Raw genomic sequence first — 26819 nt, 5'->3', positions numbered from 1 at the left:
GTCTGACCGGGCTCGCCGGTGGGCACAAGGCAACCTTCACGAGCCGCGCCGATACCGACGGCCTCGGCCGCCCGGAAGTACGAGACACGAACCGGCGCCGGCCCGTCGCCCGGCTGGGCGCTGCCGGCCCCACGCCCCTGCCGGGCCGCCACGCCCCGGACGGGCCGCCCGGGCGCAGTTACTTCCTCGCCCGTGACAGCCCGGCCGGGGCGGTGAACAGGGCGCGGACGGCGGCGCGGACCTGGTCGGCGACCACCTCGGGGGTCGAGGTGTCGAGCTTGCCGTCGAGGTGCAGGAACGCCAGGCCGTGGACGAGTGCCCACACCGTGGTCGACAGCGCCTCCGCGTCGGCCCCGGGGAAGGCGCCGCGGACGATCCCGCGGACGTACTCGGAGATCGCGGCGGTCGCGGCGACCCGTTCCTCGCTGTGCGGATCGCAGGGCTCCGCGAACATCACCCGGAACAGCGCCGGGCGCTCCAGCGCGAAGCGCACGTAGGCGACGGCGACCGCCGCGAGCTCGTCGGGAGCCGTGGGTGAGGGGTGCGCCGCGGCCAGATGTTCGGCGAGTTCGCGGTACCCCTGCGCGGCGACCGCGGAGACGAGCGCGTCACGGTCCGCGTAGTGGCGATAGGGAGCCGTCGCCGACACGCCGGCCCGCCGCGCCACCGCCCGCAGGGACAGCCCGGCGCTGCCGTCCTCCTCGAGCAGCTCCCGCGCGGCGCGCAGGCAGGCGGCGCGCAGATCGCCGTGGTGATAGGTGCCGCCCGCTTGGGACACAGCTCACACTCCCTCATGTTTACGTTGCTTACATCGTTCACCTAATGTGAACGCTGCACACATTCTAGGCGATCGAGATCGAGAGGGAAACTCCGATGACCAGCGAGCTGTTCACACCCTTGACCCTGCGCTCCGGGCAGACACTGGGCAACCGGATCGCCAAGGCGGCCATGGAGGAGAACATGGCCGGCGACGGCCAGCTCCCGGACGAGGAGTTGTCCGGTCTGTACCGGCGCTGGGCCGCCGGCGGCAGCGGACTGCTGATCACCGGCAACGTCATGGTCCACGCCGAGGCGCTGACCGGCCCCGGCGGCGTGGTCCTCGACGCCGCCGCTCCCCTGGAGCCGTTCACCGCGTGGGCCGAGGCGGGCAAATCCGGTGGCGGGGCGATCTGGATGCAGATCAACCACCCCGGCCGCCAGGTCGGATCCGACATGCCCGGAGTCGTGTGGGGACCGTCCGCGGTCGCCGTCGACCTGGGCAAGCACAGCAGCCGCTTCGGCCGCCCCGTCGCCATGACCCCCGAGCAGATCCAGGCCACCGTGGCGCGGTACGCCGTCACGGCGCGGCGCGCCGAACAGGCGGGCTTCGACGGCGTCGAGGTCCACGCCGCGCACGGCTACCTGCTGTCGCAGTTCCTGTCCCCCCTGGTCAACAAGCGCACGGACCAGTGGGGCGGATCGCTGGAGAACCGGGCCCGGATGCTGCTGGACGTCGTCCGCGCCGTGCGCGCCGCCGTCTCCCCGGGCTTCGCGGTCGCCGTGAAGCTCAACTCCGCCGACTTCCAGCGCGGTGGCTTCGACGCCGACGACGCACGGCAGGTGATCGCGATGCTCGCGCCGCTCGGCGTCGACCTGGTCGAACTGTCCGGCGGCAGCTACGAGAGCCCGGCGATGTCGGGCCGCCCCGCCGACGCGCGCACCCAGGCGCGCGAGGCGTACTTCCTCGACCTGGCGAAAGACCTGGTCAGGACCAGCCCGCTGCCGCTGATGCTCACCGGCGGCATCACCCGGCGCCACACCGCCGAGAGGGTCCTCGACAGCGGCGTGGCGCTCGTCGGGATGGGCACGGCCCTCGCCGTCACCCCGGACCTGCCCGACCGCTGGCGCCAGGGCCGCGAGGCCGGCGAGCGGCTCCGGCCGGTCACCTGGTCCGACAAGGTCCTCGCGTCGGCCGCCGGCATGGCACAGGTCCGCCACCAGATGCGCCGCATCGCCCGCGGGAGCCGCCCCACACCCCGCACCCACCCGGCGTTCGCCCTCGTCTCCGAACAGCGCAAGCAGCGACGGGCCCTGCGCCGCTACCGCGCCTGGCTGTCCGCCTCGCAGGGCGCCGCGTGACCGTGCCCGCCGAAGGGCCCCGGGTGCTCGTCGCTCACGGCGACCACCTGGGGCCCAGCTCGGTGGTGTGGGTCGGCAGCGGGATCGCGCCGCGCCTGCGCCTGCGCCTGGACTCCGGATACCTGGCGGCGTTGTGCGCGTAGTACCGGGCGGTGATCGCGATGTCGACCACTTCGAGGAGCGCGTCGCGAGCGGTGCAGGTAGTCGCCTGGTGTCGGCCGAGACCGGATGCCGCGGGCCGCGACCAGTCAGGGGGCCTGGGCCTGGCCGGCGGAGCCACCGGCGCCGTCATCGACCGGCACGCAGGCCGCCGAACGACAACCGGACCACCGGGCGGCCGGCACGCGGCCCCGGGCATGTGGCGTCCCGGCCCGGCGGCCTCTCGCGCCCGCACGGAGTGTCCATCCAGCAGGGCGCTACCGCCGTGGCGCCGGACGCGCGCCATTCGTCATGCGAGCCATGCGGATTCCTTGTGGCGTATGCGTGGGGAGACGTCCGAGTGGCCCGCGACAGCTGACGTGCCCGTGGTGCCGGGTACGGCCGAGTGCCCCAGGTGCCGGTGCACGAAGTGGATGGCCATCGCGCCCTCACCGGCCGCCGAGGCCACCCGCTTCACCGAGCCGCTGCGGACGTCCCCTACCGCGAAGACCCCGGGCAGGCTGGTCTCCAGGGTCATGCACGAGCGCCCGCGGCCGTGCCACACCTCGGGGTAGGCGCAGGCTTCCTGGGCCTCCGGCCCGGTGAGGACGAAGCCGCGGGAGTCGAGGGCGATCATGCCGGCGAGCCACTCGGTGTGAGGGTCGGCTCCGGTGAACACGAACAGGCTTCGTACCGCGAGTCGGCGGTGCCCGCCCGTGCGGTTGTCGACCACGTCGAGCTCCTCCAGCACCTCCTGTCCGATGACCTCGGTGACCTCGGTGTGCAGCATGACCTCCACCCGCGGATGGCGCTCGACCTGGTCGACCAGGTAGCGGGACATGTTGGCCTCGAGGCCGGCTCCTCGGACCAGCAGGTGCACCTTCGGCGCGAACCCGGCGAGGAACAGCACCGCCTGGCCCGCCGAGTTGCCTCCGCCGACGACGGCCACCGGGTCGGTGCGGCACTGCTGGGCCTCGTAGACGGTCGCCGAGTAGTGCACGCTCGTTCCCTCCAGGCGTTCGATGCCGGGCACCTGGAGCCGGCGGTAGCGGGCACCCATGGCCAGGACGACGGCGCGGGCGGCGATCTGTCTGCCGTCCGCGAACGCCACCACGTAGTGGTCCTCGTCCTTGGGATGGAGACCGGCCGCCTCCAGCGGAAGGCTGATCTGGGCGTGGCGACATTCGACGCGGCTGCGCGACGCCACGAACCGGCGGCCGTACGGAGGCGACCGCCACGGCCGACCGGCCCGTGGGGTGGAGAGCGGGTTCGCCTCCACCGTGCACCACCTGCTCTCTCCGCAGCCAGGCCTTCGGGTTCAGCCGGGCATGGGGTGGTGCGCCCGGGCGAACTGCTCCACGACGGCGGCGCAGAAGGCAGGCAGGTCGGCCGGGCCGCGGCTGGTGACGAGCTGCCCGTCGACGACCACCTCCTGGTCGGCGACGACCTCCGCGCCGGCGTTGCGCAGGTCGGTGCGGATGCTGGGCCAGGACGTCAGGCGGCGGCCGCGCACGGCGTCGGCTTCCGCCAGGGTCCACGGCCCGTGGCAGATCGATGCGACCGGTTTCCCGCTGGCCATGAAGTCCCTGACGAACTGCACCGCGTCGCGGTCCATGCGCAGCCGGTCGGGGTTCATGGTGCCGCCGGGCAGGAGCAGGGCGTGGTAGTCGTCGGCGACCAGGCGGTCCACGGGGAAGGTTCCTGCCGCGTTGAGGTCGAACTGGCGGGCCTGGATCTCGCCGGGATGGAGCGAGACGATCTCGGTTTTCGCCCCTGCGCCCTGCAGCGCACCGCGCGGCTGGTCGAGTTCCACGCGCTCGACGCCGTCGGTGGCCAGAATCCCCACCCGCATCCCCTGCAGTTCCTGTGTCATGGTGCGGCTCCCTTCACGAGTCGCTGGTTGGTACGACGGGCGCGGCAGGGACACACTTCGGTCCAGCCGTCGTCGCGGGCGTCGAAGTGCTGGTATCCGTCTGCTGCCTTGTCCGACAGGAGTTCGTTGAACCAGGACAGCTCCTCTGCCTCCCCGAAACGGCATTCCGAGTCACAGGCCGTTGCATGGGAGGAAATCGGGCGTGATTTTCTTGGCCAGGAGACCAGCCGCGCTGAGAGGGCAATCGCGAATCCTCGAGCATCTGCGGCGCGACCCTGGCCTCGGTGAAGGCTCCCGCCTCCACCTTCCGGCTCCCGCCCGGCATGTCAGTTCAGGTCGGTGACATGCACCGGGGCGCGACTGCTACAGCAGCCGGTCGAACACCGCGGTCACGCCGTCCGCCGTCGGCACCGCGTCCTCTCCGCGCCAGCGGAGGTGAACCGGCGCCGCCGTACATCGCTCCCCCACGGATCGCCCCCGCCAGACCGACCACCGGACAGAACGACGAGATCGCGTATCGTCCGGTGCTGACCGACCCGGAACTCCTGCGGCTGTGGCAGCAATTCGGCGGCTCACCCATCGAACCGCCTACTCAATGACCAAAGCGTCGCGCGTGAGGTTGGGCGCACGATATGCAGTGCAGACGGGAGACGGCACCTCGCTCTCAGGCCCGGCGGTCGCCGACCATCCGAGCGCTCAGGCCGATGCGGAAAGCGCCATGAGGCGGCGCAGCAGCATGCTTGAGAGAATCCGCGGTGCCCGGTTGGCAGGACGGGGCGAGGCCGCCGCCGCGCGGAATCCCGCAGCTCAGCCACCCGCGGCCGATCCATCCGACTCTGTACCCAGCTCGCGGATTAGGGACGGCCACAACGCCGCTTCGGGAAGGTGCGCACTGGTGGTGCAGTGAGCGGTGGGCACTGGTGGAAACGTCCGTCCGACCAGCTCTGAGAGCGCGGCTTACCGGCCAGGGAGACCGGGCAGGATGCTCCGTCATGGACCCCGCCATCGCAGCCGCGCTCATAGCCACCCCTACGGCTCTCATAGCGTCCATCGCCGCCTACGCTGCCGGCCACGCACAAGCCCGCGCTGCCCACCGAGGTGCCATCGACGCCGTACGCCGCCAGCATCAGCGCGAGGCCTACGCCACATTCCACACCGCCGCGACCAAGTACCACGACGCACTCAACGTGCCGGTGCGGGCCGGCTCACACGGCCGCCTTCCCGTCGACCTACCGCCGCTCGACATTCCCGATAGCGCAACAGGCAACGAAATCCTGCGTATCGCCATCAACGATGCACTCACCACGTCACTTGGCGATCTCCGGCGCCCCGGAGCGGCTGTTCAGATGGAAGGTCCCGAACCAGTCGTAGTCACGATCCCTCCCATCGCCTACTCGGGGCTACTTGTCCGCAACATCCTGGGGCACTGGGCGGCTGCCGACGACTCGCAACTCAACAGCGATGCCTTTGGGTTCTACGAGGCACACCAAATGATGGGCACTGCGATCGATACGTTCGCCAAGGCGGCCCGCGATCACCTCAACGACCACAGCTGAGAGCCCGGCCCGACGAGCGCCGATACTCCAGCACAGGCTCGGGAACCGCAGCGACCTCCAAACTCATCGACACCGTTCCCGGCCACCCTGGAAGTGCCGTAAGTCGCCAATGAGCACAGCCAGATCGCGGACGCAGCCGGCCCAACGACCTGGCCCGCCCTGGCGCACGTGCCGTGCTGCCGCGCGTGTTCAGGCGTTCAAAGCATCGCGAAGGCTGGCGCGGCAGTCGAGGACGGTGTCGATGCCGGTCAGCTGCTGGAGGCGCAGGATGGGGTCGGGGACGCCGGCCAGGCGCAGCCAGCCACCCGTCCGGCCAAGGTCACGGCCGGCGATGAGGAAGACGTTGATACCGCTGGAATCCTGAAGGACACACGCCGCATATCGACCACCACACGAGCCCTCTCAGCCAGCGAACCGGGGTCAAGGGCTTGGATGAGAGGGCCGGCGCTCCTCTGGTCGATCTCACCCGACACCGTGGTCACGGTGACCCCGCCGGTGGAGATCCTCACCGACGAGGAGAAGAGACCGCCCCGCCTTATGGAGCCTGGCGCGCCTGGGTGACCGCGGAGTCCAGGTTTACAGCAGCTCGGCGCGCTGAGTCGTAAACCGCCGCCAGGCTGGAGCTTCAAAGAGACCAGGGGCCGGGAAGAGGTACTTGCCATCCGGTGGAGCTGGCTCCACCCCCAGGAAGCGCCAGAAGTCGAACATCACCTCGGCCTCCAGACGCCCCCACCAGTCACCAGCACGGACCCGACGGTTTCTGGGGTCGTCACTCTCGAAGTCGAAGTCTTCGTACGCGGGGTCCGCCACGTCCACGCTGGTCAGATAACCGCGTGCATGGTCGAGGTCCAGGTTCAGCATGGGGAATTGAGCGACCACCAGAGCCGGGTTGCCTTGTACGGAGCCGCTCGAAAAGTACTGCTGACCAGGGACCGCCCATTGCAGGAACTGGTCGATCGGAGTGCCATGGTGGAAAAGCTCGTAACCCCAGTTGTCACCGTCGTACATGAAGGTCAGCAGGCCAGGGCAGTCGAGTACGCCCGAGACGTGGAACTGCGCGCGCCGCCGCAGGTCCCATTCCCAGCCGCGCGTCCAGTTCAGCGCGGTCCACGCGTCACGCGTCTGGTGCAGTGTGAAGGCGTCTTCGACGGGCGAGGCATCCGCCAGCCGGTAATCCTCCGCTTCCCAGAAATCTCTCAGGGCCTCGTACACCTGCTGATGGCCTGCGCCATAGAACAAAGAGCTCCTTATGAACCCACCCATGCGCCCACGCCCTCCCACACCTTGCAGATACGCCGCCCCCGCCGGGTACGTCGCCGGACATCATCGCCCAGTACCGGCCCTGGCCGAACACGTTTTCCCCCTATACGTAGCGTTCCTGCTGTCGAGACGAAGTCATCGTGGGCATCGACCTCGGTCCGTATGGCGCGGGCTTCGGCCCGAACCGCCAATGCATGGCGGTGCGGCCCGCACCGGCAGAGGCCTGCCCCCTCTGGCCATCGGGACGAACCGCCCCAAGCTGTTCTCGCAGCTCGCAATGGGCGCAAACTGGGCGGTCCTTGACGGGGCAGGCACGATGCGGTCCTCACGGTCGCAGCCGCCGTCGCCACGACAGTGCGCCCACGCTTGAAAATAAGCGGGCAGACGCATGGGGCCGCCTGGCAGGCAAGAGGGACATTCAGCCCGGTGGGAACCGGCGGAGACTGAGGGACACTGAGGCATGCACGGAAGTGCGCCGTCGATGGACCGGCTCGACCAGCAGCGGTGCCTGGAACTGCTCGAGCGGGGCGGCTATGGGCGAGTAGCCGAACGTGCTCTGCCGGCAATCGTGCCCGTGAACTACCTGATGGACGACGGCATCGTGGTCGTCGGCGGTTCGAATGCACACCTGCACCAGATACTCGATGGGAACGTGGCGGCTTTCGACGCCGACGGGACGGATGCGGCGAGCGATACCGCATGGCACGTGTGCGTCACCGGATACGCACACTCTGCCACCGAAGCGGAGGAGCGAGAACGCTGGCCGGCTGCCCTGGCACAGCGTCGCTGCAGCAAGGGCAGACACCGAGTGTCTGCAGCCAGAACCGGAATAATCGGTACTAAAATTCACTTTATTAGTTAAATCCGTGCATCTCTCGGAGGAACCGATGGCACGGTCCCCGGCCTCAGGTCCGGCCGGATCGGGATCCGGCCCAGCCGACGGCATATCCGACCTGCTGCGTTTTTCGGATCTGTCGCGCCTAGAACTGGACCGTGCAGTCCAGGTTCTGGTCGACCGCGCGGGCGAGGTCCTCCGAACGCAGGGCCGGCTTCGCGAACTGCTGCGCGCCGTGCTCGCCGTCAGCGCCGACACCACCTCTCCTGCCGTCGGTCCAGGACCTCCTGCTGACCACGGCCTGCGGACCTGTTGCAAGCCCGCTACGCCGCGCTCGCCGTCTTCGATTCCGCCGGTGATCTCACTCGGTTCTTCCAGGCAGGCGCCCACGGTGCGGGCTCCGGAGCCGTCGAGGACTGCCGCCTGGGAGAGGAAGGCATTGTGCAGCAGATCGCCGACGCCCATCAGCCTTTGCGGATCGACGACCTCACTGCCCACCCAGTCCCTATCGGGTGGGCACCTGGGCCCGGACCGCTGCGTACCTCCCTCGGCGTGCCGATCCGTACCCGCGGGCAGACTGTCGGCGCCCTGTGCCTGGGCGACAAGATGGGCCTGCAGGCCAGGCCGGCACCGTTCAGCGACGAGGACGAGGAGCTCGCTCTGGCCCTGGGCTGTGCTGCTGGGCTGGCCATCGACAACGCCCGGCTGTTCCAGCAGACGCAGCGCGAACAGGCATGGCAGCGCGCCACTGCCGAGATCACCGCCGACCTGCTGAGCGGCGCCAGCCCCGACCAGGCACTCGCCTCGATCGAGCCTCCCGGGCGCACACAGCCCGACGAACCGGGCCCGGCGGCCGAGGAATGACGGCACCGGCCAACCGGCGCCAGGCGCACCCACGACACCGCCAGGTGAGACACCGGAAAGGACCAGGCCATGGCCTATCCGCACCACCCGCACCATCACCTGACACAGCGCTGGCACGCGCGAGCGGCCGACCGGCGGGCGCGGGCCGCGGCACGCCGGTGGCGTCACACCGGCAGCGAACCGCGCTGGGCGCAGAGCGACCTGGCCGCCCGACGCCTCCTGTCTCGCCTCTTCGCGGTGCTGTTCGTGCTGGGCGCCGCCGGATTCGCCGTCCTCGCCTGGCAGGCAGAGCCGGCCTCCCAGCCCGACCGGACGCTGTTCGTCGCCCTGGCCGCGCTCTGCGCGGCATCCACCGCCGTGGCCATGGCCGACCTGTACGTGATCCGGCGCCGAGAAGCCGAGCAACACCGCTGGAACCACTGAACGAGGCCGTGACCGGCGCCGGACATGATCGTTTCCCGATACGGCATGCGCGCACCGGGCGCCGTCGGCGATTCGCCTTCGTCAGCAGCCCGCGGCCTCCTCAACCGGTGATCGCCCTGCCATGCCAGGGCGGCCTCTGGCCCTCTCCCTAGGGATGAGGGCCAGAGGCCGCCGACAAGCTCCGCCTACACGACGAACAGAATGGCAGCGGGCACATTTCTTCAGGTGATCGGCCAACGAGGTCCGCGGTCGGCGTCGTTGACCCACATGTACGGGGTGGTGCCGCTGTCTGTGACGGTCATCCCGAACCAGCCGGACCGGGCGCGGTACGACACGCCGGAGCTACCCCGCAGCCGACGACCGGAGGTCCGGCTGGTAGTCCACCTCCGGTGTTTTCGCTGACGCAGCCAGCTTCTCAACTGGAGTTCCAGGCCTGCGGTCAGATGTCGCTGAGGTGGTCAACACGTCAGCCTCGCTGCGTTCGCAAGAGGCACGAAGCTTCGCGCATGACCGCCGGGCGGGCGTCCGGTCGGCATCAACGGGGCTCGGGGCCGGCTACCCGACGTCGGTGGGAGGCGTGTCGGGCAGGAGACGGGCGAGGTCGAAGGTGACGGGGTTCGTGTCGGCGGCCAGGAGCAGCAGGCGCAGGGGCTGTGAGCGCAGGCCCGTGACGCTCGTGCGGCGGCCGCGGCCGTAAGGCGCTGCCAGGGTCGGGGTGAACAGCAGGTGAAGGCCTGCGAGGTCCATGAAGGGCGTGTGGCTCAGGTCCCACAGCAGGTCGCTCACGTGTGCCGGGAGCGTGTCGGCCGCCGTGCGCAGCGGGGGCAGGGTGTCAAAGTCGATGTCCCCGCGCGGAGTGATACAGGCAGTGGTGCCGTCGATGGTGGTGGTGATGTTCATGCTGGGCGCGCCCCTTTCCGGGGGTTGATGAGCCCAAAGGCGAAACACCCTCCCGAGCAAGAGGGGTGAACGACGATGGCGGGGGGCCGGGTGCCCGTGATGGGGGCAACGCCCCGCTCCCCACAAGGCCGACATCTCCCGAAGGGGCGGTCGGCCGGTCTCGTTGTCCCTCCACCGTCCCACACCCGCGCGCCTACGACTGAGACAGCGTCGCCCTTCATGCAACAACACCCCTGCAACAGCGACACCCCACAGCCATCTCGCCCCACCCCCTCCAGCCACCACTGACCAGCAGCAACACACGTGCTGCCCGGGCCCGCGACCTCACAGGCGGTGCGCAGCGGGGCTGCTTTGTCGCTGGGGGTGCGTAGCGTGAGCCGGCACACCGAACTCGCAGCAGGAACCACCATGCGCCCGGCCTGCTCGATAGTTCGTGGTGCTGTCATGATCGGGTCATGCCCGTTGACGCCGCCCTCGCAGCACGAGCAGCCCTGCGTGAGCACCTGCACCAGCATTTCCCCGGCCAGGTCATCGATGAACTCCCAGGAGCCGAAGGCCCGATCGCGGAGCGCGTGCCCGACTTTCGTGTGTTCCGGGTACACCCGAACAGGCCGGGCGGCTGGTGGGTCTATGTGACGTCCGGCTGCTGGGCTGCGACCCAGCAGGACGGTCACGGGACGGAGTTCTTCCTCGCAGCACCACGCGATGAGTGGCTGAACCTGGAGAGCGTCTCCATGAACGCCTACTACCACTGCGGACCGAACCACCAGCGACTGGATGTCGGACACACCGTCCCCATCGGCCGGCCGTGGCTGGATGACTCCCGCTGCGACCACTACCTGATCAGCCTGCCCTACCCCTACGGCCCCGACTACGAAGTCTGCGCATGGGACGACACAGCCCACGCGCGGATCCTCTGGCTGCTGCCGATCACCAAGGCCGAGAAGGACTACCGGCGCGAACAGGGCCTTGAGGCGCTCGAGAGCCTCTTCGACGAGCGGGCGATCGACCCGGTCGATCCCCAGCGCCCCTCCGTCGTCTGAGCGCGAGAGGGCTGCGCCGATGCCGAGCCGGATGAGGGCCGCGGTCCTCGCACTCCGGGTAAGGCCGGCCCGCAGGAATCCACCTCGCACCCCTGTCGGGGTACGGCGCATGTGCGCGATTGGTACGCGAAACGTTGCCAGCGGCACCAGGCGCCGCCTTCGGCACGTTGTCCAGGTCACACGGGTAGGCGTGGACGCCGAGTCGTGCCGCGCCCGGGCGGCCCCCCGAGACAGGGTCTGGCTCGGCACGCGGCTCGCCAGCCGGGCTAAATGTGAGGTTTACAGGGCGGACCACCGCCACCCACCCGGCAGGTGGGACGGCATGCAGCCAGTAGGCAGACGCATTAGAGACAGCCGGTTGTCAAGGTACGAGTCCCCGTGACATGACCTGTGACCGCCAGCAGGACGTAATGGAGGACAGAGCGAAGACACGGCAGTGCCTATCGCCCACTCCCAGTCCGCCCCCTGCTCAAGGACTCACCGTAATGACTGTTACGAGTACACGCTTCGATCTCCTCATGGTCACGACCGACCCTGCGCCCGGTCGCTCCCCTCCCTAACCCCCGACGCTTGTCCCGGGCGCCTCTCCGGGGGCTGCGCGCCAAGCTAGCGATGACCCTTCATGAGCTTCTGCACGGCGGCGCCAACGCCGCTCTCATCCTTACCTGCACCATCGCAGGCTCGTACGCGCTGCTCGTACTGATCGTGCTGATCAAACCCAACGGCGCACGCGGGAAGGCAGCCAGAGACCTCCTGACGCTGCACCCTCTCTCCAAGAAGAACCAAGACGATCAGGGCGGCCAGGACCACGACACAAACAGACGGTGAAACCAGACCGACCAGCCACTGCGCGCGGGGCCCCACGAGACGTGCACAGCAGGGGCGGCTGGATGCCCCTGCCTGCGGAAGCAGGCACGTCCTGTGAACCGCACCTGATGCACGTCACGTTCATGGGGAGCGGTCCTTCGAAGCTTGCTCGGCTCTGTCGGATCTGCCGGTGGGCGAAGACGATGTGCCGGGTCTGCAGTACGTGCGACCTCTTCGACAGCCCGAACGGCGGCTTCTCGCTCGATCACGCGTGCAACATCCCGTACGGGCACGATTTCGACCAGCGAATTCCCACAGCACGGAGCCATGCGCTCTGCGCCAGTACACCCGAGGCGCTGAACCTGCACCACCTCGAGCTGGTAGACCCACGCCTTCATCGATACAGGGAGCTTGGGAAGCTGAGGGGACGGTCTGGGTGCCTTACCGGGGCCGCTGAAGCACGCTCCTCCCGACCGGGAAGCGAGCGGTGAACTCCTCCCACGCCAGGATCCGAGGCGTCGGAGAGCAGGCCGACGCCACCTGAAAAGTTGGCGGCTGCTGCACAAACTCCGTCGCAGCACCGCACGCATCACCGACATCGTCAAAGCCGTCCTGGCCTGCCTTGCACCTTGGCACGGCAGCCTGAGGTCGCTGTGACCGGAGGCATGGACCAGGACACCGCCACCATCGACGACAGCAAGGAGGCCGCTCACCGTGGCAGACGTCAGAGTCACCTACGACAAGACCGCGAACGCAGCGTACATATACCTCAGCGAACCGCAGGCCCGCGTGAAGTCCGCGCACATGTATCCCTGCGACCCAGCGAGTGTCGACGGCATGATCAACCTCGACTTCGACGAGCAGGGCCGCCTCATCGGCATCGAGGTGTTGGCGGCCAGTTCAAAACTGCCCAAGTACCTGCTTCAGTCCGCGGAGCGACTGGACACTGAATAGGTCTCGCTTGCTCCGCGCCGAACAACACGGCGCCACGCGATGCCGTGCGACCGGGAAGGCCGAGGAACAATCGTGTCGGACCATGAGCCAGCCGTCCGCTACACCGAAGTCGCGGACCAGGATGTGCGCAGTCTGCGGACGCGTTACTGCCGGTTGCGCACCGACGCAGGCGCACCGGTCGCCGAACTCGAGGCGGTCTCCTTCCGCGTCCGCTTCGGCGGGGTAGCCGTCGCCGCGGAGGGCATCGGCGGCGTGGAGACCGAGCCCGAATTCCGGCGGCGTGGACACATGAGCCGGCTCCTGCGCCAGGCATTGGCCGGCATGGCGCAGCGGGTGGACGTCGCCTTCGTGTCCGACGGTGTCGAGGGAGTGTACGAGAGGTTCGGTTTTGTCGGCGCTGTGGCAGAAGGGGCTCTGGTCGTTCCGGTGCGCAACGTGGAACGCGCGTCCGGGGACGATCCGGGAGCTGCCGTCCCGGGCGTCCGCAACGGCTTGGCGGCGGATCTGCCGGCCATGGTCCGTCTGTACAACACCGCTCACGCCCAGCGGCCCTGGACGCACGAGCGGCACGTCGGCTGGAACCGGCTCGTTCCCCCGTCGACGTGGAAGCCCGGGTCGCAGACCCTGGTTCTGCACAACCACGGCGCCCTCACGGGCTATGCAGTGCTGCAGGGCCGGGCCTTCGGTGATCCCTTGGGGTCGGTGGTCGCGGACGAGCTGGTGGCCGAAGACGCGTCCGCGGCCGCCCTGCTGCTCGCGGCCCTCGCTCGGCTGTGCTGGGAGAGGCGCTTGAGCGAGTTCACGGTCCGGGAGCCGGCCGACAGCCTGGTGGGTCGCGTGGCACGCCATATGGGCTGCACCGAGCAGCGCAGGTTCTGGTCGAGCGGCGGGATGATGGCGGCCGTTCTGAACCGGTCGGAGCTGGTGCGCAAGCTCGAGCCCGAGCTACGCCGCCGGGCCGCTGGACAGTGGCCGGACCAGGGTTACGACACCGCGCTCGCCGCACTGCGGCGCGGCGATCTGATTCCCGATGGCACGGCGCTCGTCCGGCTGCTTCTGGGCCACTGGTCGTCCGATGACGCGGATGCGGCGGGCGTGGCGATGCCCGACCGGTACCGCGACCTTTGCGCAGCTTGGTTTCCCGGCGGCGGCAGTCCGTCCCTGCCGACGCCGTACGCCCATCGCCTGGACCGCTACTAGCGTGTATCGAATGTGCAGGTCGCTGAACGGAAACGTGCGGCACTCCCCGGCAGCATGGTGGAGGACTCCGCGCTGGGCGCTCCCCGGGCTCAGGCAATGCCGTCGGTGCTTGGGGCTCTGCCCGGCGCTCGCGATCCACCGGCCTGCTGGCCGCCGGCCAGCACCTGCCCGCAGGCACTGATCCCCGGGCACGCGGGCTTTGCAGCCGATGCCACCTGCACCACCTTCTCGGTGCCCACCTATGTTTTCGAACCGGCCGACAGCAGCACCGTTGCCGGCAAGCGAACCTTGCACAAGTACATGGAACGGGGCCCCGAGAGCGCGGACACCGACCTGCTGGACACGCAGTACAAGGCCACTTTGCCCGCGACGGGCAAGGCTCGGTCCACTCGGTGAACCGCCGGAAGGCCGTCACGCCCGACAGGCCGAGCCCGGCGGCAGTTGACTCCAGGTGCAGGCGGAGGTGGCCAAGGTGATGGCGGCCGGCACCTCGCGGTCCCCTCGCCGACGGTGCCCTCCACCCTGCGGGCGAACCGGCGCCGGCAACACCACCTGCCGGAACAACGCCCACAGGTCTTCCGGCGACGTCCGTGAACGCCCGGCTCCCGGCCCCGGGGTGCACTTGCCGCGGTGGTGCGACGGCCGGGGCCCGCCCCGACAGGTCCGGTGATGGAGGGCGCGGGCAGACATGAGCGCTGTCGTGGATACGCGCGCCCCGCGCAGAAAGGTCCCAGTCGATGAACGCCGCTGGTCGGAGCACGGCATGACTGACAGGCGGTGTGCCGGGGCGACGGATCCTTGTGACACACGCACTCCTGGTCTCCGGCCGTCGGGTCGTGGAACTCACGCACGAGCCGGGCGAGTGCCATCGGGCTCTCGTCGGACGTCACGGCAGGGGGACGGCGTGACTCCCATGCCACATGGCCATCCAGGTGACTGAGGACGGCGATCACGGCCGCGACGGGCACGGCGCAGACGGCGACGGCCTGGGAACTGTGAGACGCGAGAGCACGGGATCGATCTGACCGGCCGCCTGGGCATCGCCTCATGCCGGGTACAGGGGCCGCCGCTCCCTGGTGAACCGGCGCAGGGCCCCGGGCAGCGGCTCCACGCCTATGCCGGGGGTGTCCGGGACCGGGAGATGGCCGCCGTCGAGGACGAACGGCTCGGTGATGTCCTCGGCGAAGTAGCGAGAGGAGGCGGAGGTGTCGCCGGGGAGGGTGAATCCGGGCAGGGCGGCCAGGGCGAGGTTGGGAGCGCGGCCGATGCCCGTCTCCAGCATGCCGCCGCACCACACCGGCACCCCGTGCGCCTGCGCCACGTCGTGGACGCGGCGGGCCTCCAGGTAGCCGCCGACCCGGGCCGGCTTGACGTTGACCACCCGGCAGGCGTCCATGGCGATCGCGGCGGCGGTGTCCCGTGCGTGGTGCAGGGACTCGTCCAGGCAGACCGGGGTGCGCAGCCGCTTCTGCAGCTGGGCGTGGGCGTGCAGGTTGTTCTCCTCCAGCGGCTCCTCGATCAGCAGCAGCCCGTACTCGTCGAGCCGCCGCAAATGCTCCACGTCCGCGAGGGTGTAGGCCGTGTTCGCGTCGACCTGCAGGGGCAGCGCGCCGCCGAAGCGCTCGCGGACCGCGCGGACGGGCTCGACGTCCCAGCCCGGCTCGATCTTCAGCTTGATGCGGACGTAGCCCTCGGCGAGGTAGCGCTCGACGTCGTCCAGCAGCTCGGCAACGGAGTTCTTGATGCCGACGGAGACTCCGGCGGGCACTCGGTCCCGTACGGCGCCCAAGTAGGTGGCGAGCGGCATGCCGTAGCCCCGCAGCTCGGCGTCGAGTACCGCCGTCTCCAGGGCCGCCTTCGCCAGCTCGTGCCCCTTGACCTTCGCCAGCGCCGGGGCCAGTGCGACCGTGGTGAGGTGCGGCAGGGCGGCCGCCCGGGGGAGCAGGAAGTCGCGCAGCACGATCTCGGCTCCGGCGACGAACTCCGAGCAGTACAGCGGCTCCGGGTCGGCGGCGAACTCCGACCAGCCCTCCGCCTCGTCGGTGACGACGTGCAGCAGGAAGGTGTCCTTCGTGGTCATCGTGCCGAAGGAGGTGCGGAAGGGGGTCACGAGCGGGATCGCGACGTGCACGATGTCGACGCGTTCGAGCTTCACGCCGCGGCCTCCTCGTGCGAGAGCGTGTACCAGCCGTCGCGGGACATCCCGGTGGCCCGGAATCCCTCCTGGAAGGCATCGAGGAACACCTCGCGCACGGCGTACCGCCAGCGCAGCGCCAGGGCGGGCTCCGCGGCGCGCAGCTTGACGACGTCGTCGGGGACGCGGCACCACAGGTGCCGGCCGTCCGGGTCCCGGCGGGCGAGCGGGCCGCCGTCCGGAGCCATGCGGACGACGGGCCCGTGGCTGTCGACGCCGGACGGCTCGGACGGCTCGCTCGGCGCGGTCAGGTCCCAGGTCACCGTCAGCCGGTCGCTCTCGTCGCCGTCGTTCACGCCGTCAGCCATGGGGCCGTAGAAGTCGACCAGGTATTCCGTGCCGACGGCACCCAGCTTGACCAGGTTGAAGCGGGCGTTGCGGCCGACCAGCGGGTCGAACGTCCAGCGCATGGTGTGGGCGCCGAGCCCGGCCGCCCAGTCCCGCTGGGCCTGTTTCACCTGCCGTCCGAGCCCCCGGTCGGCGGCGGCGACCAGCGAGTACGTGCTGCGCTCGGGACCGAGCACGGCCACGGACGCCCCGGCGAGGCGCGGGCCGTCGTAGGCCGCGTGCACGGCACCCCCGGCATGCACCAGGCTGTGCAGAACCTCGGCCGGATAGGGCGGGGCGGTGCGGGGGGTCTGCCAGACGTCGCTGAAGTAGTCGGACACGGCCGCGAACCCGGTGACGTTGTGGACGGTACGGATGGTGACTCCTGCTGTCATGGCACGAGTGTCGCCAGGCGACGCACCCGCAGTGTTGTGGGAGCAGCCAACAGATGCGTACTGTCGTTTCACCATCAGCCAATCACCTCTCCAAGGACCCGCCATGGACGCCTGCACCCTCGGCGATCTTCTGGACGTCGTCGGCGGCCCCACCCTGCGCCTGCACACCGCCCCGGCCGGTTGCGGAGCGCCGGTCACCGAGGTCCTGCTCTACGACGGTCACACCCCGCTCCCTCGGCTGCCCGGAGCGCTGCTGTTGGCGGTCGGGACACGGGCGGCGGACGCGGGCCCGTTGCTGCGGGCGGCCGCGCAGGCGGAGCTGACCGGCGTGGTGGTGCGGGGGGCCGACGGCCCGGTCGCGGAGGCCGAGGCCCACGGCGTGGCGCTGCTGTCGGTCGCCGAGGACGCCGCCTGGCACCATGTCCACCTGCTGCTGGCCTCCGCCATCGCCGCCCGGCCCGCCGCGGCCACCGCCGACCTGGGGCTCGGCGACCTGTTCGCGCTGGCCGACGCCATCGCCACGGCCACCGGCGGCGCCACCGCCGTCGAGGACCCACGCCAGCGGATCCTCGCCTACTCGACCGTCTCCGGCCAGCCGGTGGACGAGGACCGCCGGCAGGGCATCCTCGGCCGCCAGGTGCCGGCCAGCGCGGACAACACCGAGCAGTACCGGCGCCTGTTCGCCGCCGACCGGCCGCTGCGGCTGCCCGCGCTGACCGGCTCGGACCTGCCCCGGCTGGCGATGCCGGTACGGGCCGGCGGGGAGACGCTGGGCTCGGTGTGGGTGGTCGACGGCGGCTCGCTCGCGCCGGACGCGGAGGACACCCTTGCCCAGGGCGCCACCACGGCCGCGCTGCTCCTGCTGCGGGCGCGTGCCGCCCGGGAGCTGGCCCGGCACCGGGGCAGCGACCTGCTGCGCCGCCTGCTGGACGGCACGGCACCGGACCCGGCGACCGCCGCCGCCCGCCTGGGCGTCGACGGCCCGGCCCGGGCGGCCGCGTTCGTCCTGGACTCCGCCGCGAGCGTCCCGGACGCCGAGCGCACCGCGCTGCGTCTGCTGGACGTCGTGCGCCTGCAGTGCGAGGCCCGCTACGGACGGCACGCGTGCGTGCTGCTCGACGGGGTGGTGTACGCCGTACTGCCCGGTCCCGGCGAGCGGCACAGGAAGCTGGCCGAGGACATCGTGACTCGGGCCGGACAGGCGTTGCGCGTGCCGGTGCGGGCGGCGCTGGGCGAGGTCGTGCCGGGCGCGGCCGGGCTGCCCGGCTCGCGGGCGGACGCCGACCTGGTGCTGCGAGTGCTGGACGCCCGGCTGCCGGTGGCCACCGTGGACGAGGTCCGGCCCCGGGTCACGCTGCTGCGTCTGGCCGAAGTGATGGGCGAACAACGGGAGTTGAACGCGGGGGCGTGGCGACGGGTGCTGGCGTACGACGCTGAGCACGGCACGGAGTACGCCCGCACGCTGGTCTGCTGGTTGGACGCCGGTTGTGACATGGCGGGCGCGGCGCGACTCCTCGCCGTGCACCCCAACACCTGCCGCTACCGCCTCCGGCAGCTGCAGCAGCACGCCGGGGTCGACCTGGACGACCCCGACGAACGACTGCTGCTGTGGCTTCAGTTGAGGGCGCTCGCGGGGCTCAGCTCAGCCACGCCCTGAGCCTGCTCTCGCACCGCTCGAGATGCTCGACGGGGACGTGCTCCCCGGCCGTGTGGGCGAGCGACGGGTCCCCGGGGCCGTAGTTGAGTGCGGGCACGCCGAGCGCGGCGAAGCGGGCCACGTCCGTCCACCCGAGCTTGGCCCTCGGCTCGGCGCCCAGCGCGCGGGCCAGCCCGCCGATCCGGTCCAGGTGGGGCGGGGCCCCCGCAACGACCTCGGTGACGCGGACCTCGTACTCCGGGAACAGCCCGCGCACGTACGCCTCCGCCTCCTCGGCCGAACGGCTCGGTGCGAAGCGGCAGTTGACGGTGACGACGCACTCGTCGGGCACGACGTTCCCGGCGACCCCGGCCCGCACGGCGACCGCGCTCAGCCCCTCCCGGTACTCCAACCCGTCCATCACCACCCGCTCGGGCGTGTGGTCGTCCAACCGCTGCAGCACCCGGGCTGCCTTGTGCGCGGCGTTCACCCCCTGCCAGGCGCGGGCGGTGTGCGCGCGGGCGCCCTCGACCACGATGTCGGCGGTCAGGGTGCCCTGGCAGCCGGCCTCGACGCCGGCGTCGGACGGTTCCATGAGGATCGCGAGGCCGGCGTCGGCGAGCAGGGCCGGGCGCTCGGCGCCGATGCGGGCGAGCCCGTTCCTGTCGCCCTCGACCTCCTCGCACTCGTAGAAGACGTACGTGACGTCGCGGACCGGCTCCAGGATCCCGGCGGCCAGCCGCAACGCCACGGCGACCCCGCCCTTCATGTCGCAGGCGCCGAGCCCGTGCACGCTGCCGTCGGCGAGCCGGGACGGCAGGTTCCCGGCGGCCGGGACGGTGTCCAAATGCCCGGCGATCAGTGCCCGTTCGGGGCGGCCGAGACCGGTGCGGGCGACGACGGAGTTGCCGACCCGCCCCACAGTGAGGTGGGGCAGCGCCCGCAGGGCCGCCTCCACGGCGTCCGCCAGTTCCGCCTCCCGGCCGCTCTCGGACGGCAGGTCGATCAGGGCGCGGGTGAGGGTGACCACGCCGGCGGTGAGGTCCAGGGAGTGGGTCATGCGAGGTCCTGCTGCCGGTCGAGCCTGGAGTGCCGGATGCCGTAGAGGCCGTAGATCACGAGCCCGGCCGCCATCCACGCCCCGAACGCCACCCAGGTGTCAGTGCCGAGGCTGCCCAGCATGTAGACGCAGAAGCCGACCCCGATGAGCGGGGTGAACGGGGAGAACGGCACCCGGAAGGAGCGCGGGGCATCGGGGCTGCGCCGACGCAGCAGCACGACGGCCAGGTTGACCAGCATGAACGCGAAGAGTGTGCCGATGCTGGTGGCGTCCGCGAGGCTGCCGAGCGGGACGAGGGCGGCGAGGACGGCGATGAACGAAGAGACGATCACGGTGTTGGCGCGGGGCACACCGGTGCGCGGGTGGACGCGGGAGAACAGCGGGGGCACGAGGCCGTCCCGGGACATGGCGAACAGGATGCGGATCTGCCCGTACTGCACGGTCAGCACCACGCTGGTGGTGGCGACCACGGCCCCGATGGACAGCAGGATCGGCCACAGGTTCCCACCGCCGACGGACCGCACCAGTACCTCGCTCAGCGTCGCCTCCGTCCCCGCGAACTGCTTCCAGGGCATCGCGCCGAGCGCGGCGACTGCGACGAGCACGTACAGGGCGGTGACGAGGACGAGGGACAGGATGATGGCGCGGGGCAGGTCCCGCTGCGGGTTTCGGGCCTCCTCGCCGGCCGTGGAGGCCGCGTCGAAGCCGATGTAGGAGAAGAAGAGGGAGGCCGCTCCGGCACTCATCCCGGCGGCGCCGAGAGGAAAGAGGGGATGGAAGTTCCCGGCCCGGAAGGCGGTGAACGCGACCGCGCAGAACAGCACGAGCGCGGCGATCTTGACGGCGACCATGACGGTGTTGGCGACGGCACTCTCCCTCGCGCCGCGCAGCAGCACCACCATCGCGAGGACGACGATGAGGGCGGCCGGGATGTTGAGCACGCCGCCCGTGCCGGGCGGGGCGCTCAGCGAGTCGGGAAGGGTCACGCCGAACACGAGACTCAGCAACTCGTTGACGTACTGCCCCCAGCCCACGGCGACGGCGGCCACCGACACCCCGTACTCCAGGATCAGACACCACCCGCACACCCAGGCGACCAGCTCCCCGAGGGTGGCGTAGGCGTAGCTGTAGGACGATCCAGAGCCGGGGATCATTCCTGCCAGCTCGGCGTACGACAGCGCCGAGAACAGGGCGGTGACACCGGCGAGGACGAAGGAGACGACGATGGCGGGCCCCGCCTCGGGCACGGCCTGCCCGAGCACCACGAAGATGCCGGTGCCGAGGGTCGCCCCCACGCTGAGCAGGGTCAGCTGGGCGACGCCCATGGTCCGCTTCAGGGGGCTCGCCGCCGCTTCTCCGACCAGCGTTCCCATGGCCTGCCGCCGGGTGAGCCGGCCGGTACGTGTTCTCTCCTGTCCGGCCGATGGCCGGGTCCCCACACTTCCCATCACACCGCTCCTCCGCCTCCGGGTTTTGTCTGGCCCTTGATGATGCGGAGGGGCGAAGACCCACGGTTGTACGGATCGGCCAAAGGTGCCGCGAGCACATTGGGCAGAGGGCCAAAACAGCCCATCCGCCGGGCCCGGCGGCCGACTGGCAAACGGCAGCGGTGCAAAGGGCCGGTGCCGAAGACGGGGAGAGGTGCCCGGAGTGGTTGATCGGGGGCCAGCGAGCTCGCCTCTCGGTCGGGCCCTTCGGGGCCCACGCAATGCGGTCACATTGCCCGTCCTGCGAATCTGCGATCCCGTAGAAACGCGAGGACTGTGAATCGGTGCACGCGAGGGGTCGGACGTCCCCGCGGGACCGGCCCGGACCCGGCGAAGGCGACAGCCGTGCTCGAGCGTCTGGGCGGCGCCGCGCCCAGCCCGCAGGCAGCCGCGTAGTGGCAGCGATGCGGTCGTCCTCGACCACACGACCGCCACCGCGCTGAACGACCCGAAGGACCCGTTCGACGAAGCGGTCGCCGCGGTCTACGTCCAGGCCTCCGGCGGACTCGGCGCCTGTACGCGCCGGTGCTGTCCCTGACGGCCGGCGGCCCGGCCTGCTCAGCTACATCAAAGGCCTGCGGTTCATCCGCATCGAGGCGTTCGACACCGACGCCGCGGTCACCGCCACCGAACTGCTGTGCTTCGGGCACTCCTGGTCCGCCGTCCACACCATCCACGCCGCCCGCCCCTCCGCCGCCCACCTCGCCGGGCGGTGCCTGCTCACCCTGACCCCCAGGTGACCGGGCGCCCCTGCGAGGGTTCGGCGGAGCGAGCTGGCTGCGGGAAGCAGTCCGGGCGGGAGGCCGGGGCCGGTCTACGGGAGGAGGACTCGCTGGACTGGGATCCCGGCAGCGCTCGCCTGCTCCTCCAGACGAAGCAAGTCGCTGGTGCGGGTGACGAAAGACAGGCACAGGTCGGGACGACGGGCCGCCAGCTGCTGGTCGCGGACCGCGGTGGCCTGGTCGTAGTGGCGTGCTGTGTCGGCGGCCCGCGGGGCTGACACCAGGCCTGCCTTGTCCGGCAGCTGAAGGCGTGCGACCCATTCGCTCACGAAGCGGTCGACCGCACTCTCGCAGCCGTGTTCCAGGATCAGCGTGTGCTCAGTCCCGCAGGCCTCGATGGCGTCGTGCCAGGTCTGCAGCAGAACGTCCTCGACAGCCCGCCGGTCGGTGACCGTTGGAGAACCGGTGACGGCAACCACGACGGGGAGCAGCGAGCTGGGGACCCAGCGGGTGATGGCGCAGCCTTCGCCGATCACCTCGCGGATCCGGGCCAGGATCTCGGGGGCGCGCCGGGCGGCGTCGTCGCGTGCCTGGGCGGAGTCCGCGAGGGTGCACAGCTCCTGTCCCTGGGCGCCGAGCATGACGGGCTCCACCCGGTCGGCGAGGTCCTCGCCCACGATGTCGGCCCAGCGCTCGCGGATGATCTGCGGGACGGTGCCGGAGACCGCCTGGACGACGATGCCCGCGATCTTCGCTCGCGGAGCGAGCAGCTCGTTGACGCTCGGGGCCAGCGCATGGGAACCGGGCAGGCACCGGTGAAGAGGTACAACCGGGCCCTGCGGGACCTGATCGCCGGCGGGAAGGCCAAGCCGAGTTTCGTCGTCTCGCACGAGCTCAGCCTGGACGAGGCCCCCACCGCCTACGAGCACTTCGACGCCCGTGACGAGGGCTGGACCAAGGTGGTCCTGCATCCGAACGGACACGGGAACGGCCACAAGCGTTAAGAGACTCGGGGCCGCCGTGCCCCCTGTTTCCCCCGACCGGTCCGGGGGACGGGTGGCGATCTGCCCGTCCCCCGGACGGGGCTTGGAGCAATCGCCGCGCACCGGCCGGACCTGAACCAACGACAACTGCTCGCGCTCCGGCCCGGAGGACGGACGGCGGACGCTCAGCGGTGTCCGCAGTGGCAGGACCCCGTCCAGCGGCTGCGGCCGCCCGTCAGTTCGCGGGCCGTGTGGGAGGCTTCCTTGCCCGACGGTTGCCGCACCTCAACCAGGCCCCCGCGACCCGGCAGGGCGTTCCGGCCAGGCGGACACCCGTGACGTGGCTGCGGGCCTTCGGGGAGGTCGTGCGATCCGGGCTCACCATCGAGGAGACGCGGCTGGAGCCCCTGCTCGCGCTGCGCACGGCCGCTGGGGTGGCGATCGTCATCGGGCCGACGCTGTGGCTGGTCTCCCCTGCGTACGCCGCGTCCGCCGCCCTCGGCGCCTACTCCGCGGGTGGGGCCACCTTCCAGCGCAGCTGGCGTCCGCGCAAGGTGGTCGCGCTCGGCGCGGGCGCGGGCCTGGCGCTCAGCACCCTCGTGGGCTACCTGGCGGCGGGGCGACTCGTGACGTTCCTGCCGCTGCTGGCCGTATGGGCCTTTGCCGCGGGGATGGCGTGGGCCGTCGGATCGACCGCTGGGATCGTCGCAGCGACGACCGTGGGCAGCATGCCCGTGACCATCACCTTGCCCACGAGCGTCGGGCGAGCCCTGGAGCACGCCGGGGTCATCGCGCTCGGAGGCGTGACGCAGGCCGTGCTGATCTTGCTGTTCCCGATCCGGCGTTGGGGGCGCATCGTGACGCGCTCGCCGACGCCTTGGCCGCCGTGGCGGACTACGCCCGCCGGTTGCGGCACGACCCGACCGCCCCGTTCGACCCGGAGCCGTTGATGACGGCCCGGGACGCGGCCGCCGTGACGCCGTCGCAGGCCCGCACCCGTCCCTCCGTCCTGCACGGCCCTCGGGGACTCGCCGAGCGCATTCGGCCGGTGGTCGCCGCGCTCGCCGACCCGGACGTCGGCGCCCCGGCGGAGGGAGCCGGGCGGGACCGCGCGCGGGAGTTGCTCGACGCGGCCGCCGACGTCCTGGACGCGGCCGCCCGTTCGATCCGACGCGGTACTCCCGCCGAGGTGCGGCCCGAGAGCACGGACGTCCTGCGCGTCGACGAGGAGCACGAGGTGCTTCAGGGCCCCGCGCGGCAAGCCGCCGAGCGGCTCGTGGAACTGCTCGGCGAGGCGTTGGAGATCGCCGAAAGCGGCTGCGCGCGCGGGAGGAAGGCCACGCCGCCCGGCCCCGCCGGCGCCCCGTTCCTGGTGCGCCCGACAATGCTCCGGCTGGTCCCGGTCGTCGTCCGGGCGGTCCGCCGTGAGCTCCGCCGGGACTCGCCCGTGTTCCGGCACGCCGTCCGCCTGGCGGCGGTGGCCACGCTCGGCTATCTGATCGCCGCCCGGCTACCCCTGGGCCACGGCTACTGGGGACCCATCGCCTCGGTGATGGTGATGCGGCCGGACTTCCACCGGACGTACGCGCGTGCGGTGGCCCGTCTCGCCGGGACCCTGGCGGGGGTCGCACTCGCCACCGGCATGGTGCGGGCCCTGGGCACGGACGCCCATGTGTCCGGCGCGCTGGCGGTGGTCTCGGCGGGCCTGTCGTACACGCTGAACCGTACCGGCTACGCCTACTCCCAGTGCTTCACCGCCGCCTACGTCGTCTTCCTGCTCGGCATGGGCGGCCAGGCATGGGAGCAGACGGTCCCGGAGCGGGTGGTACTCACCCTGCTCGGCGGGGCCCTGGCAATGCTGGCGTACGTGGTGTTCCCCGCATGGGAGACACCCCGACTGCCGAGTCGGCTTGCGGACTGGCTCGCCGCCAACGGCCGCTACGCGGCCGCGGTGCTCCGCAACTACGCCGAACCGACCCAGGAGCATCACGCCGACATGCGCAGGGCACTGCTGGAGAGCAGGGAGGCACGTGCCGCCTGGCAGGAGGCATACGACCGGGCAAGGCAGGAACCGGTGCGCCCCCGGGGTCTGACGTCGCGCGAGGCGCAGGAGGCGCAGGAGGCGCTCAAGGGGTTCGGCCGGGCAGCGATGCTCATGGAGAGCCACGTCCCGCGGGCCGACAGCCGTTTCGTCCCCGAGGCGGAGCGATTCGCCGAGGCCGTGGAGACGGACACCGAGAAGGCAGCAGTCGCCGTGCGCGAGCACAGGAATCCGGACTGGGGACGCGTGGAGGAGGCGCTCCACGCGTGGGAGGACGCCGCCGCCGGCAATGGGAGCCCGGTCGTGCGGCGCGAGGCGGAACTGCAAAAACGGGCCTTGGAGGACCTCGCGACAGCCGTGAGCCGCACCCCCCTGGAACGGGACGTCGGCTCTGCTCGCGAGGAGCAGCGGGTGCGGGCCGCCGAGGCGGCGGAAGGTGACGGATCACGACCCGTGCACCGTGGTGGGTGACGAAGTCGGACATGGGGAGCGCCTCGCCTCCGGGGAAGCGGCAAGCAGTCTCCCCGCCACGTCGGGCGCCGCCACACGTACGCCGCTGTCGCCATCACGAGGTTCCTCCCCCGGCCGGCAGTGACGGCGGCCGTTGATCGTCTACGGGAAACGCCTGCACTGGGAGCTGGGGTTGGAGGCCGTCAGCGCTAGCGGCCGGTCGGCCGGTCCCACATCGGCATGAGCCCCCAGGGGCGAAGCGACTGGGCTTGAGATCTGATGCCGGCTACCGCCGCACGCGCGGCATTCCCAGGCCGATCCAGGAGATGATCTCGCGCTGGATCTCGTTGTTGCCGCCGCCGAAGGTGAAGATGACCGCCGAGCGGTAGCCGCGCTCCAGTTCGCCGTGCAGGACGGCGCCCGCGGAGCCCTCCTTCAGCGGGCCGGCGGCGGCGACGATCTCCATGAGCCAGGCGTAGGCGTCCCGGCGAGCCTCGGAGCCGTAGACCTTGACGGCCGAGGCGTCCTGCGGGGTGAGCGTGCCGTTCTCGACGGCCGAGACCATCCGCCGGTTGAGCAGCTTCAGCGCGTCGAGGCGGGTGTGGGTGCGGGCCAGCAGCCGGCGCACCCACGGCAGGTCGGCGACCCGCCGGCCGTCGGCGAGCTTGGTCTCGTGCGTCCAGCGCTGCACGTCGTGCAGGGCGCGGACGGCCATCGTGCCGTGCGCGGCGAGGGTGACCCGCTCGTGGTTGAGCTGGTTGGTGATCAGCCGCCAGCCCTGGTTCTCCTCGCCGACCCGGCGGGAGACGGGGACACGGATGTTCTCGTAGTAGCTCGCGGTGGTGTCGTGGGAGGCGAGGGTGTTGATGACCGTGCAGGAGTAGCCGGGGTCGGAGGTCGGCACCAGGAGCATGGTGATGCCCTGGTGCGCGGGCGCCCCGGGGTCGGTGCGCACGGCGAGCCACACCCAGTCCGCGGTGTCGCCGTTGGTGGTCCAGATCTTCTGCCCGTTGACGACGTACTCGTCGCCGTCGCGCACGGCCCGCGTCTTCAGGGCGGCCAGGTCGGTACCGGCGTCCGGCTCGCTGTAGCCGATGGCGAAGTCGATCTCGCCGGAGAGGATGCGCGGCAGGAAGTACGCCTTCTGCTCGTCGGTGCCGAACCGCATGAGCGTCGGACCGACCGTGTTCAGGGCCATCAGCGGCAGCGGTACGCCGGCCTGCGCCGCCTCGTCGAAGAAGATGAACTGTTCCATCGCCGTCATGCCGCGCCCGCCGTACTCCCGGGGCCAGCCGACGCCGAGCCAGCCGTCCGCGCCGAGCCGGCGGACGGTGTCACGGTAGAACCGCTTCTGGGCGGCCGGGTCGGCGTAGCGCGCGTAGGCGTTGTCCGGGACCAGCCGGCCGAAGTAGGCGCGCAGCTCGGCGCGCAGTCGCTGCTGCTCGGGCGTGTGATCGAGGTGCACGGCGCCTCCAGGGTCCCCAAGGGCGGTCCTGACGGCGCATACCGTAGAACGTGTTCCAGAAATTGGGAATGCCGGGGTTCCGGCGAGT

The 26819-nt window shown here is 71.0% G+C and carries 23 protein-coding genes and 5 pseudogenes; 15 read left to right on the top strand and 13 right to left on the bottom strand.

What is annotated here, in order from left to right; genetic code table 11:
• Positions 1 to 178: 178 nt before the first annotated feature.
• Positions 179 to 778, bottom strand: coding sequence for a TetR/AcrR family transcriptional regulator (locus BLW57_RS34875; RefSeq protein ID WP_093479688.1), 600 nt, complete (start codon positions 776 to 778; stop codon positions 179 to 181).
• 95 nt (positions 779 to 873) lie between these two features.
• On the opposite strand from BLW57_RS34875, the gene BLW57_RS34870 reads away from it, so the two are divergent.
• Both BLW57_RS34870 and BLW57_RS41615 read left to right on the top strand, forming a co-directional pair.
• Entirely contained in the window at positions 874 to 2118 is a 1245-nt protein-coding gene (locus BLW57_RS34870; protein WP_093479687.1) for an NADH:flavin oxidoreductase/NADH oxidase family protein, read from the top strand.
• Positions 2115 to 2261: a hypothetical protein gene (locus tag BLW57_RS41615; protein ID WP_176985838.1), complete on the top strand. Its 147-nt coding sequence runs from the start codon at positions 2115 to 2117 to the stop codon at positions 2259 to 2261. The genes BLW57_RS34870 and BLW57_RS41615 overlap by 4 nt, the downstream gene beginning before the upstream one ends.
• 305 nt (positions 2262 to 2566) lie before the next feature.
• Here BLW57_RS41615 and BLW57_RS34860 read toward each other — a convergent pair.
• A pseudogene (locus tag BLW57_RS34860) lies at positions 2567 to 3430 on the bottom strand (NAD(P)/FAD-dependent oxidoreductase); the annotation flags it as partial.
• Between the two features lie 144 nt (positions 3431 to 3574).
• Positions 3575 to 4129 (bottom strand): type 1 glutamine amidotransferase domain-containing protein, encoded by a 555-nt coding sequence (locus tag BLW57_RS34855; protein ID WP_093479685.1) that lies wholly within the window; start codon positions 4127 to 4129, stop codon positions 3575 to 3577.
• Between the two features lie 992 nt (positions 4130 to 5121).
• Here BLW57_RS34855 and BLW57_RS34850 point away from each other — a divergent pair.
• Positions 5122 to 5685: a hypothetical protein gene (locus BLW57_RS34850; protein ID WP_093479684.1), complete on the top strand. Its 564-nt coding sequence runs from the start codon at positions 5122 to 5124 to the stop codon at positions 5683 to 5685.
• A gap of 576 nt (positions 5686 to 6261) precedes the next feature.
• On the opposite strand, the gene BLW57_RS34845 is transcribed toward BLW57_RS34850, so the two are convergent.
• On the bottom strand, positions 6262 to 6924 hold the full coding sequence (locus BLW57_RS34845) for a hypothetical protein (RefSeq protein WP_101376940.1): 663 nt from the start codon (positions 6922 to 6924) through the stop codon (positions 6262 to 6264).
• A 502-nt stretch (positions 6925 to 7426) separates the two neighbouring features.
• Between BLW57_RS34845 and BLW57_RS34840 the strand changes: the two genes are divergently transcribed.
• Complete coding sequence (locus BLW57_RS34840) at positions 7427 to 7807, top strand: pyridoxamine 5'-phosphate oxidase family protein (RefSeq protein ID WP_176985837.1); 381 nt, start codon at positions 7427 to 7429, stop codon at positions 7805 to 7807.
• A 118-nt stretch (positions 7808 to 7925) separates the two neighbouring features.
• On the opposite strand, the gene BLW57_RS41610 is transcribed toward BLW57_RS34840, so the two are convergent.
• A complete protein-coding gene (locus BLW57_RS41610) occupies positions 7926 to 8078 on the bottom strand; it encodes a hypothetical protein (RefSeq protein ID WP_176985836.1) in 153 nt (50 codons plus the stop codon).
• Positions 8079 to 8092: 14 nt separating this feature from the next.
• Here BLW57_RS41610 and BLW57_RS34835 point away from each other — a divergent pair, with 14 nt between their 5' ends.
• Together BLW57_RS34835 and BLW57_RS34830 are read left to right on the top strand one after the other, a co-directional pair.
• Entirely contained in the window at positions 8093 to 8644 is a 552-nt protein-coding gene (locus tag BLW57_RS34835; protein WP_176985835.1) for a GAF domain-containing protein, read from the top strand.
• A 69-nt stretch (positions 8645 to 8713) separates the two neighbouring features.
• Positions 8714 to 9067 carry a hypothetical protein gene (locus BLW57_RS34830; RefSeq protein ID WP_093479680.1) on the top strand — a complete coding sequence of 118 codons (354 nt, stop codon included), beginning with the start codon at positions 8714 to 8716 and terminating at the stop codon, positions 9065 to 9067.
• 555 nt (positions 9068 to 9622) lie between these two features.
• Here the strand turns inward: BLW57_RS34830 and BLW57_RS34825 are convergent.
• Positions 9623 to 9967: an STAS domain-containing protein gene (locus tag BLW57_RS34825; RefSeq protein ID WP_093479679.1), complete on the bottom strand. Its 345-nt coding sequence runs from the start codon at positions 9965 to 9967 to the stop codon at positions 9623 to 9625.
• Positions 9968 to 10422: 455 nt separating this feature from the next.
• On the opposite strand from BLW57_RS34825, the gene BLW57_RS34820 reads away from it, so the two are divergent.
• From BLW57_RS34820 to BLW57_RS34795, 6 genes and pseudogenes are all read left to right on the top strand, one after another.
• Positions 10423 to 11010 (top strand): suppressor of fused domain protein, encoded by a 588-nt coding sequence (locus BLW57_RS34820; RefSeq protein ID WP_093479678.1) that lies wholly within the window; start codon positions 10423 to 10425, stop codon positions 11008 to 11010.
• 612 nt (positions 11011 to 11622) lie between these two features.
• Positions 11623 to 11838, top strand: a complete 216-nt coding sequence (locus BLW57_RS34815; RefSeq protein WP_093479677.1) for a hypothetical protein — start codon at positions 11623 to 11625, stop codon at positions 11836 to 11838.
• A 394-nt stretch (positions 11839 to 12232) separates the two neighbouring features.
• Positions 12233 to 12474 (top strand): annotated as a pseudogene (locus BLW57_RS34810) (hypothetical protein); the annotation flags it as partial.
• 57 nt (positions 12475 to 12531) lie between these two features.
• Positions 12532 to 12771, top strand: coding sequence for a DUF2283 domain-containing protein (locus BLW57_RS34805; protein WP_093479676.1), 240 nt, complete (start codon positions 12532 to 12534; stop codon positions 12769 to 12771).
• Positions 12772 to 12843: 72 nt separating this feature from the next.
• The gene (locus tag BLW57_RS34800; RefSeq protein WP_093479675.1) at positions 12844 to 13971 is read left to right on the top strand and encodes a GNAT family N-acetyltransferase; all 1128 of its coding nucleotides are present in this window, start codon (positions 12844 to 12846) and stop codon (positions 13969 to 13971) included.
• 12 nt (positions 13972 to 13983) lie between these two features.
• Entirely contained in the window at positions 13984 to 14367 is a 384-nt protein-coding gene (locus BLW57_RS34795; RefSeq protein ID WP_143051635.1) for a hypothetical protein, read from the top strand.
• Here BLW57_RS34795 and BLW57_RS34790 read toward each other — a convergent pair.
• The 3 genes and pseudogenes from BLW57_RS34790 to BLW57_RS34780 all read right to left on the bottom strand — a co-directional run.
• Positions 14351 to 14544 (bottom strand): annotated as a pseudogene (locus BLW57_RS34790) (transposase); the annotation flags it as partial. The gene BLW57_RS34795 and the pseudogene BLW57_RS34790 overlap by 17 nt on opposite strands.
• Positions 14545 to 15016: 472 nt before the next feature.
• The gene (menC, locus tag BLW57_RS34785; RefSeq protein WP_093479673.1) at positions 15017 to 16126 is read right to left on the bottom strand and encodes an o-succinylbenzoate synthase; all 1110 of its coding nucleotides are present in this window, start codon (positions 16124 to 16126) and stop codon (positions 15017 to 15019) included.
• A complete protein-coding gene (locus BLW57_RS34780) occupies positions 16123 to 16887 on the bottom strand; it encodes a chorismate synthase (RefSeq protein WP_093479672.1) in 765 nt (254 codons plus the stop codon). The genes menC and BLW57_RS34780 overlap by 4 nt, the downstream gene beginning before the upstream one ends.
• Before the next feature lie 103 nt (positions 16888 to 16990).
• Here BLW57_RS34780 and BLW57_RS34775 point away from each other — a divergent pair, with 103 nt between their 5' ends.
• The gene (locus BLW57_RS34775) at positions 16991 to 18544 is read left to right on the top strand and encodes a PucR family transcriptional regulator (protein ID WP_093479671.1); all 1554 of its coding nucleotides are present in this window, start codon (positions 16991 to 16993) and stop codon (positions 18542 to 18544) included.
• Here BLW57_RS34775 and dapE read toward each other — a convergent pair.
• From dapE to BLW57_RS34755, 3 genes are all read right to left on the bottom strand, one after another.
• Positions 18525 to 19583, bottom strand: coding sequence for a succinyl-diaminopimelate desuccinylase (dapE, locus tag BLW57_RS34770; RefSeq protein WP_093479670.1), 1059 nt, complete (start codon positions 19581 to 19583; stop codon positions 18525 to 18527). The two genes, BLW57_RS34775 and dapE, sit on opposite strands and share 20 nt — an antisense overlap.
• Positions 19580 to 21031, bottom strand: a complete 1452-nt coding sequence (locus BLW57_RS34765; RefSeq protein ID WP_093479669.1) for an amino acid permease — start codon at positions 21029 to 21031, stop codon at positions 19580 to 19582. Before BLW57_RS34765 ends, dapE begins: the two co-directional genes overlap by 4 nt.
• Before the next feature lie 853 nt (positions 21032 to 21884).
• Entirely contained in the window at positions 21885 to 22469 is a 585-nt protein-coding gene (locus BLW57_RS34755) for a hypothetical protein (RefSeq protein WP_306822968.1), read from the bottom strand.
• 105 nt (positions 22470 to 22574) lie between these two features.
• Here BLW57_RS34755 and BLW57_RS41000 point away from each other — a divergent pair.
• Together BLW57_RS41000 and BLW57_RS34750 are read left to right on the top strand one after the other, a co-directional pair.
• Positions 22575 to 22796: pseudogene (locus tag BLW57_RS41000) on the top strand (aldehyde dehydrogenase); the annotation flags it as partial.
• 314 nt (positions 22797 to 23110) lie between these two features.
• A pseudogene (locus BLW57_RS34750) lies at positions 23111 to 25287 on the top strand (FUSC family protein).
• A gap of 265 nt (positions 25288 to 25552) precedes the next feature.
• On the opposite strand, the gene BLW57_RS34745 reads toward BLW57_RS34750, so the two are convergent.
• Positions 25553 to 26731 (bottom strand): acyl-CoA dehydrogenase family protein, encoded by a 1179-nt coding sequence (locus tag BLW57_RS34745; protein ID WP_093479667.1) that lies wholly within the window; start codon positions 26729 to 26731, stop codon positions 25553 to 25555.
• Between the last annotated feature and the right edge of the window lie 88 nt (positions 26732 to 26819).

This window comes from Streptomyces sp. 1222.5, assembly GCF_900105245.1.
GTDB lineage: Bacteria > Actinomycetota > Actinomycetes > Streptomycetales > Streptomycetaceae > Streptomyces > Streptomyces albidocamelliae.
This window is presented reverse-complemented; position numbering and strand designations above follow the sequence as displayed.

Bases quoted from the DNA above. Each gene is read 5' to 3' on its own strand.
- BLW57_RS34870 (WP_093479687.1), top strand. From the start codon at position 874: ATGACCAGCGAGCTGTTCACACCCTTGACCCTGCGCTCCGGGCAGACA.
- BLW57_RS34855 (WP_093479685.1), bottom strand. From the start codon at position 4,129: ATGACACAGGAACTGCAGGGGATGCGGGTGGGGATTCTGGCCACCGAC.
- BLW57_RS34850 (WP_093479684.1), top strand. From the start codon at position 5,122: ATGGACCCCGCCATCGCAGCCGCGCTCATAGCCACCCCTACGGCTCTC.
- BLW57_RS34840 (WP_176985837.1), top strand. From the start codon at position 7,427: ATGGACCGGCTCGACCAGCAGCGGTGCCTGGAACTGCTCGAGCGGGGC.
- BLW57_RS34830 (WP_093479680.1), top strand. From the start codon at position 8,714: ATGGCCTATCCGCACCACCCGCACCATCACCTGACACAGCGCTGGCAC.
- BLW57_RS34825 (WP_093479679.1), bottom strand. From the start codon at position 9,967: ATGAACATCACCACCACCATCGACGGCACCACTGCCTGTATCACTCCG.
- BLW57_RS34820 (WP_093479678.1), top strand. From the start codon at position 10,423: ATGCCCGTTGACGCCGCCCTCGCAGCACGAGCAGCCCTGCGTGAGCAC.
- BLW57_RS34815 (WP_093479677.1), top strand. From the start codon at position 11,623: ATGACCCTTCATGAGCTTCTGCACGGCGGCGCCAACGCCGCTCTCATC.
- BLW57_RS34780 (WP_093479672.1), bottom strand. From the start codon at position 16,887: ATGACAGCAGGAGTCACCATCCGTACCGTCCACAACGTCACCGGGTTC.
- BLW57_RS34775 (WP_093479671.1), top strand. From the start codon at position 16,991: ATGGACGCCTGCACCCTCGGCGATCTTCTGGACGTCGTCGGCGGCCCC.
- dapE (WP_093479670.1), bottom strand. From the start codon at position 19,583: ATGACCCACTCCCTGGACCTCACCGCCGGCGTGGTCACCCTCACCCGC.
- BLW57_RS34765 (WP_093479669.1), bottom strand. From the start codon at position 21,031: ATGGGAAGTGTGGGGACCCGGCCATCGGCCGGACAGGAGAGAACACGT.